The 6,114-nt window shown below is 66.9% G+C and carries 9 protein-coding genes; all 9 read left to right on the top strand.

The window, feature by feature from the left end; genetic code table 11:
* The first annotated feature begins 514 nt into the window (after positions 1–514).
* The 9 genes from rpmH to DEJ29_RS17945 all read left to right on the top strand — a co-directional run bounded on the left by rpmH (position 515) and on the right by DEJ29_RS17945 (position 6,029).
* Positions 515–652, top strand: a complete 138-nt coding sequence (gene rpmH / locus DEJ29_RS17985) for a 50S ribosomal protein L34 (protein ID WP_022889115.1) — start codon at positions 515–517, stop codon at positions 650–652.
* 47 nt (positions 653–699) lie between these two features.
* Positions 700–1,050 (top strand): ribonuclease P protein component, encoded by a 351-nt coding sequence (rnpA, locus tag DEJ29_RS17980; RefSeq protein ID WP_110863685.1) that lies wholly within the window; start codon positions 700–702, stop codon positions 1,048–1,050.
* The gene (gene yidD, locus DEJ29_RS17975; protein ID WP_017887819.1) at positions 1,047–1,427 is read left to right on the top strand and encodes a membrane protein insertion efficiency factor YidD; all 381 of its coding nucleotides are present in this window, start codon (positions 1,047–1,049) and stop codon (positions 1,425–1,427) included. The genes rnpA and yidD overlap by 4 nt, the downstream gene beginning before the upstream one ends.
* Before the next feature lie 8 nt (positions 1,428–1,435).
* The gene (yidC, locus tag DEJ29_RS17970; RefSeq protein ID WP_111094121.1) at positions 1,436–2,404 is read left to right on the top strand and encodes a membrane protein insertase YidC; all 969 of its coding nucleotides are present in this window, start codon (positions 1,436–1,438) and stop codon (positions 2,402–2,404) included.
* Complete coding sequence (locus tag DEJ29_RS17965) at positions 2,405–2,905, top strand: Jag family protein (RefSeq protein ID WP_110863687.1); 501 nt, start codon at positions 2,405–2,407, stop codon at positions 2,903–2,905.
* Positions 2,902–3,561, top strand: coding sequence for a 16S rRNA (guanine(527)-N(7))-methyltransferase RsmG (gene rsmG / locus DEJ29_RS17960; RefSeq protein ID WP_110863688.1), 660 nt, complete (start codon positions 2,902–2,904; stop codon positions 3,559–3,561). The genes DEJ29_RS17965 and rsmG overlap by 4 nt, the downstream gene beginning before the upstream one ends.
* 81 nt (positions 3,562–3,642) lie before the next feature.
* Entirely contained in the window at positions 3,643–4,536 is an 894-nt protein-coding gene (locus tag DEJ29_RS17955; protein ID WP_269149421.1) for a ParA family protein, read from the top strand.
* The gene (locus tag DEJ29_RS17950) at positions 4,536–5,504 is read left to right on the top strand and encodes a ParB/RepB/Spo0J family partition protein (protein ID WP_111094120.1); all 969 of its coding nucleotides are present in this window, start codon (positions 4,536–4,538) and stop codon (positions 5,502–5,504) included. The genes DEJ29_RS17955 and DEJ29_RS17950 overlap by 1 nt, the downstream gene beginning before the upstream one ends.
* A 324-nt stretch (positions 5,505–5,828) precedes the next feature.
* Complete coding sequence (locus tag DEJ29_RS17945) at positions 5,829–6,029, top strand: hypothetical protein (RefSeq protein WP_220037312.1); 201 nt, start codon at positions 5,829–5,831, stop codon at positions 6,027–6,029.
* Positions 6,030–6,114 lie beyond the last annotated feature (85 nt).

Here is a 6,114-nt window from a genome sequence, read left to right as displayed (position 1 = left end):
GTCGCGCTCGTCTCCAGGGGTCGTGTCGTGCGTTCGCTGCCGGACGAGGGTGCGTCCTGCGGGGTCGGACATGCCGTGGCGTCCTCGGCGACCGCACTCGGGACCAGGTCGTCGCCGGCGGATCGTCGGTGGCTCCGGGGGCTTCGTCGACGCCTCGTTGCCGCGGAGGTTCCCACAGGGTTGTCCACAGTGTTGTCCACGACCACCTCGAGCCGTCCGACAGGAGTACTTCCCTGTCGTACCGGCCATCGGGGCGATCGATCACACCACTGTAAAGGACCGGACCGAGTCCCACCGAACGGAAGTTGTCCCCAATGTGGAGAATGGGCTCGAGCAGCGGCAGACCCGACGGCGCCGACGCAACCGGTCCGGGCGGGGTTTGACCTGCTCGCCGCTGTCACGTACCGTTAACCAGTTGACTGCGGCCCTTTGGTCGCGCCCATCTGCGTCGTTCGACACCCGGACGGCTACACATACGTGACGGCTCGCCGCGAGCAGCCGTGTGGAGAACATCATGAGCAAGCGCACCTTCCAGCCGAACAACCGCCGCCGCGCCAAGAAGCACGGCTTCCGCCTCCGCATGCGGACGCGTGCCGGCCGCGCCATCCTGTCGGCGCGCCGCGCCAAGGGCCGTACCGAGCTCTCGGCCTGATCAGGCTCATCGCCTGATCCGGTCCTCGGTCTGACCCCGGCGTCGCAGTGTTGGCCAGCGCCAACCGCATCGTGCGCGGGGATGACTACCGGAACGTCGTGCGTCGTGGTCGCAAGAGCGCCACGGCGCACGTCGTCGTGTCCGTGGTCCGTCAGCCGGTCGACCGCAACGGACCGACGCGGTTCGGCTTCATCGTCGCGAAGACGGTGGGGAACGCCGTGACACGGAACCTGATCAGGCGGCGGCTCAAGGCGATCGCGCACGACCTGCTCGACGAGACCCCACAGGGCTTCGACGTGGTGGTCCGTGTACTGCCAGCCGCATCGCAGGCCGGATGGCCTACCCTGCTCGAAGACGTCACGCGCTCCTTCGCGCGCGGGGTGGAGAAGGCAGCATGAACCGCACTCTGTGGACCCGGCTTGCCTGGGTCATCGCGTTGCTCCCACGCAACGCGTGCGTCGTCGTGCTCCGGGCCTACCGTGCGGTGATCTCTCCGCTGTACGGCAACGTCTGCCGCTACCACCCGTCGTGCTCCCGGTACGCCCTCGACGCGATCCAGCAGTACGGCGTCGTCCGCGGATCCGCCATGGGCGCCTGGCGCATCGCCCGTTGCAACCCCTGGGCTGCTGGTGGCATCGACGACGTCAAGGAACGCCGTCACCCGTTCGTCGTCAACCGGTTCGGGTTCGTCCTCGCGCCGATCCCGCAGCAGCCGCACCCCGCGGTCGGAACGGCCCGGCCGGTCCTGCTCCCCCAGCGCACTCGAAAGGCGTAGCCGTCCCCATGGACATCATCGGATTCGTCCTCTGGCCGCTCAAATGGGTGGTCTCGGCCATCCTCGTCGGCTTCCACTGGATCTTCGAGAACATCGGCATGGACCCGAACGAGGGCATCACGTGGGTGCTCTCGATCATCTTCTTGACGTTCGTCGTCCGCGCAGCGCTGATCCCGATCTTCGTCCGGCAGATCAAGTCGCAGCGCCGCATGCTCGAGGTCGCGCCGCAGCTCAAGAAGATCCAGGACAAGTACAAGGGCAAGAAGGACCAGTTCTCGCGTGAGGCCATGAGCCGCGAGACGATGGCGCTCTACAAGGAGACCGGGACCAACCCGCTCAGCTCCTGCCTGCCGCTGCTGCTGCAGATGCCGATCTTCTTCTCGCTGTACTCGGTGCTGCACGAGGCCCAGATCAACAAGACCGGCATCGGCCTGCTGACGAACGACCTCGCGGCGTCGTTCGGCAACGCGGCCCTGTTCGGTGCTCCCCTGCACGAGACGTTCACGAACGCCTCCGGGTGGGAGGTCCGTGCGATCGCGGGCTTCATGATCGTCGTGATGACGGCGTCGCAGTTCATCACGCAGCTGCAGCTCGTCGCCAAGAACATGTCGCCGGAGACCAAGGAGTCTCCGATGTACCGCCAGCAGAAGATGATGCTGTACATCCTCCCGCTGGTCTTCGTGATCTCGGGTCTGAGCTTCCCCCTCGGTGTCATGTTCTACTGGCTGGCCTCGAACCTCTGGACGATGGCGCAGCAGTACTTCGTCATCCGCAGCATGCCGACCCCCGGCTCCGAAGCCGCACTGGCTCGTGAAGCCCGCCTGGCCAAGAAGGCACAGCGTCGCGGGACCGCCACCCCGGTCCTGGCCGAGGCCGGTGCCGGCGCCGGTGCGACGGAGATCGAGCCCGTGCGCGTCACCACCCAGCGTCAGCAGCCGGTCGGCAAGCAGCGCCAGAAGAAGAACGGGAAGAAGTAAGTGACCGAGCAGGACACCGCAGGCGCCGTCGAGACGACGGAGACCGAGACCGAGGACGCCCGCGACGAGGCGGACATCGCAGCGGACTACATCGAGGAACTCCTCGACATCTGCGACCTCGACGGCGACATCGAGATCGAGGAACGCGCCGGTCGGGTGTACCTGTCCGTCACCGATGACGGCGAGGCACTCCGCGTGCTGTCGAAGCCCGACACCGTGACGGCGCTGCAGGAGCTCACCCGGATCGCCGTGCAGGCCGAGACCGGCGAGTTCAGCCGGCTCATCCTCGACGTCGGTGGCTCGCGGGACGCCCGTGCTGACGAGCTCCAGCGGCTCGTGGACACGGCTGTCGAGCGCATCGAAGCCGGTTCGTCGTCGGCTGCGCTCCCCCCGATGTCGTCGTACGAACGCAAGCTCGTGCACGATCTGGTCGCTGAGAAGGGCTTCCACTCGGAGTCCGAGGGTGAGGGTCGGGACCGCCACACGGTCGTCACCCGATGACGGACGCACCCGTCCCGACCGATGCAGCCCCGGTGCTCGAGGCTGAGCCCGCGGCGGCTGCAGCACTCTTCGGTGACCAGATCGAGGTTGCGCGCTCGTTCACCAACGAGCTCGCGCGGCGGGGTGAGGAGCTGGGCCTGATCGGCCCGCTCGAATTGCCCCGCCTCTGGACGCGACACATCCTCAATTCCGCGTTGCTCGCACCCCTCCTGGAGGCCCGGGGTCGCGTTGCCGACGTCGGTTCAGGAGCAGGATTGCCGGGTCTCGTGCTCGCGATCGCCCGTCCGGACGTCGAGTTCGTCCTCATCGAGCCGATGGAGCGCCGGACGGATTGGCTTCGCGCTGAGTCTGACCGGCTCGGCTTGCAGAACGTCACGGTGCTCCGCGGCCGTGCTGAGGACGTAGCGGACGACGTCGTGGTCGACCAGGTCACCGCACGCGCCGTCAGTGCCCTGTCGAAGCTCATCCCCCTCACGGTGCCGCTGGTCCGCTCCGGCGGCCAGCTCATCCTGATGAAGGGTGCGCGGGTCGACGAAGAGATCGAGAAGGCGCGGAAGGTCATCCTTCGGAAGCGCCTCTCTGATGTCGAGGTGCTCGAGCTCGGAGAAGGCGTTGTCGACGAGACCACCCGCGTCTTCCGGGCTACAGTTGACTGACGCTGCGGCTCGGGCCGGGTCATCCGGCCGCCAGTGGCTCCGCGTTCCACGTGAAACATCGAACCGGGGAAGAGGCACTCGTTGAGTTCATCGACCGACTACGACGCGTCGACACCGCTCGCTCGCGAGATCGCCGACCTGAACCGTCGCCGGCGCGCGATTGCCACGCAGCAGTTCCCGCTTCCTTCTGAGACACGGATCATCACCGTCTCGAACCAGAAGGGTGGCGTCGGCAAGACGACGACGACCGTCAATCTCGCCGCGGGCCTCGCCCATGGCGGCGCTCGTGTGCTCGTCATCGACCTGGACCCGCAGGGCAATGCCTCGACCGCGCTTGGCGTCGATCACCAGGCCGAGGTCGCGAGCATCTACGACGTGATCGTCGATGAGGCACCGATGGCCGACACCGTGCAGGCCTCCCCCGAGTCGGACACTCTCTGGTGTGTGCCGGCCACCATTCACCTCGCCGGCGCCGAGATCGAGCTCGTGTCACTGGTGGCACGTGAGCAGCGTCTCCGGACCGCGCTCGACATGTACCTGCAGTCGCTGGACGAGCCGTACCACTACGTCTTCATCGACTGCCCGCCGTCACTGGGCCTGTTGACGATCAACGCCTTCGTTGCCGCGCAAGAGGTACTGATCCCGATCCAGTGCGAGTACTACGCGCTCGAAGGACTGAGCCAGCTGCTGCGGAACATCGAGCTGATCGAGCGACACCTCAACCCGAACCTCCGAGTCTCGACGATCCTGTTGACCATGTACGACGGCCGCACGAACCTGGCGAACCAGGTGGCGAATGACGTCCGGGAGCACTTCGGTGACCAGGTCCTCAAGGCGATGATCCCCCGCTCCGTCCGCGTGAGCGAAGCACCGAGCTACGGCCAGAGCGTCGTCGCGTACGACGTGAACTCCACTGGGTCGCTGTCCTACCTGGAAGCGGCCGCCGAGATCGCAGCACGAGGAGCGAAGCACTGATGGCACCGAAGCGAACCGGACTCGGCCGAGGCATCGGCGCCCTGATCCCGACGGCGACCGATCAGCAGGACCGTCCCGTCGACGTGTTCTTCCCGACCGGTGGATCACCGGCATCCGCTCCGACGGCCGACGAACTGGTGGCCGTGCCGGGAGCCCGACTCGCCAACCTCAATCCGCTGGACGTGATCCCGAACGCGCAACAGCCGCGGAAGGAGTTCCGCGAGGAGGAGCTCCAGGAGCTCGTCCACTCGATCCGCGAGATCGGTGTCCTGCAGCCCATCGTCGTCCGGCCGATCCCCGGCGCGACGGGCACCGAGCCCCAGTACGAGCTCATCATGGGTGAGCGCCGTCTACGGGCCACGAAGGAACTCGGCCTGAGCACGATCCCGGCGATCGTCAAGGACACCCCCGACGACGCGATGCTGCGCGACGCGCTGCTGGAGAACCTCCACCGGGCACAGCTCAACCCCTTAGAAGAGGCGTCGGCGTACCAGCAGCTCCTCGCGGACTTCGGGATCACCCAGGAACAGCTCGGACAGCGCATCGGTCGATCGCGCCCGCAGATCACGAACACGATCCGACTCCTGCGGCTCCCCTCCCCCGTGCAGCGGCGAGTGGCCGCAGGCGTGCTCTCTGCCGGACATGCTCGTGCCATCCTCGCCGCTCCGGACGCCGAGGCGATGGAGTACCTCGCCGAGAAGATCGTCAACGAGGACTTGTCCGTCCGTGCTGCTGAGGCAATCGCGCAGCAACTCTCCGCGAAGTCGCCCCCGGCGAAGCCGAAGACCGAACCGTCGAAGCGTCAGGCGCACTTCAACGATCTCGCTGAGCGGCTCGGCGACCGCCTGAACACGCGGGTGAAGATCGCAGTCGGTGCTCGCAAGAGTTCCGTCACGATCGACTTCGCGAACGGCGACGACCTGAACCGGATCCTCGGTGAGCTCGGGGTGGAGGACCTCGAGGGCTGAACCAGCTTCGTGCGGCTCTGTGCGGCGCTGTGACGCCCTAGGACGCCCGGGCCGGGGTAGGCGCACCCACGACTCATTTCGGCAGCCCTGGTGGCAACGCAGCGTGCCCAGCGGCTGCTCCAGCAGTGAGGGTGGTGGGCCTCAGGTGAGATGGTGGTGACGTGACCACCATCGGCTCGCCCTTCATGCCGGCGGTTCGAGGGAGATTCCTCCGCGCGGTCGACCCGAGGTTTCGGGAGTTCGCTCTCGCGGGATCGCGTTCCGCCGGCCGCTACTCCAGAGCGGACGAGACAACGCTGTACCTCAGTTCTTCAGTTGACGGGGGTGCGTGCCGCGACGATCGCCCACAATGACGCCCGGCCTGGTTCGCTGGACATCGTCGCGATCGACGTCGAGGCGTCCGGCATCGTCGACCTGCTCGATGTGAGGGCCTTGGAGGCAGTCGGTATCGACGTCGAGGCGTCCGGCATCGCCGTCAGGCCATCGCCGAGGCCGGGGGGCGCCGCGGTCCTGGATGGTGCGTGACCGCCTCATCGAAGTCGGTGCGAACGGTTTGATCGACCCATCGCGGAAGAGCCCGGGCCACTGGCACCTGGTGCTGTTCCGGTGG

It is taken from the genome of Curtobacterium sp. MCPF17_021, from assembly GCF_003234605.2.
GTDB lineage: Bacteria > Actinomycetota > Actinomycetes > Actinomycetales > Microbacteriaceae > Curtobacterium > Curtobacterium flaccumfaciens.
This window is presented reverse-complemented; position numbering and strand designations above follow the sequence as displayed.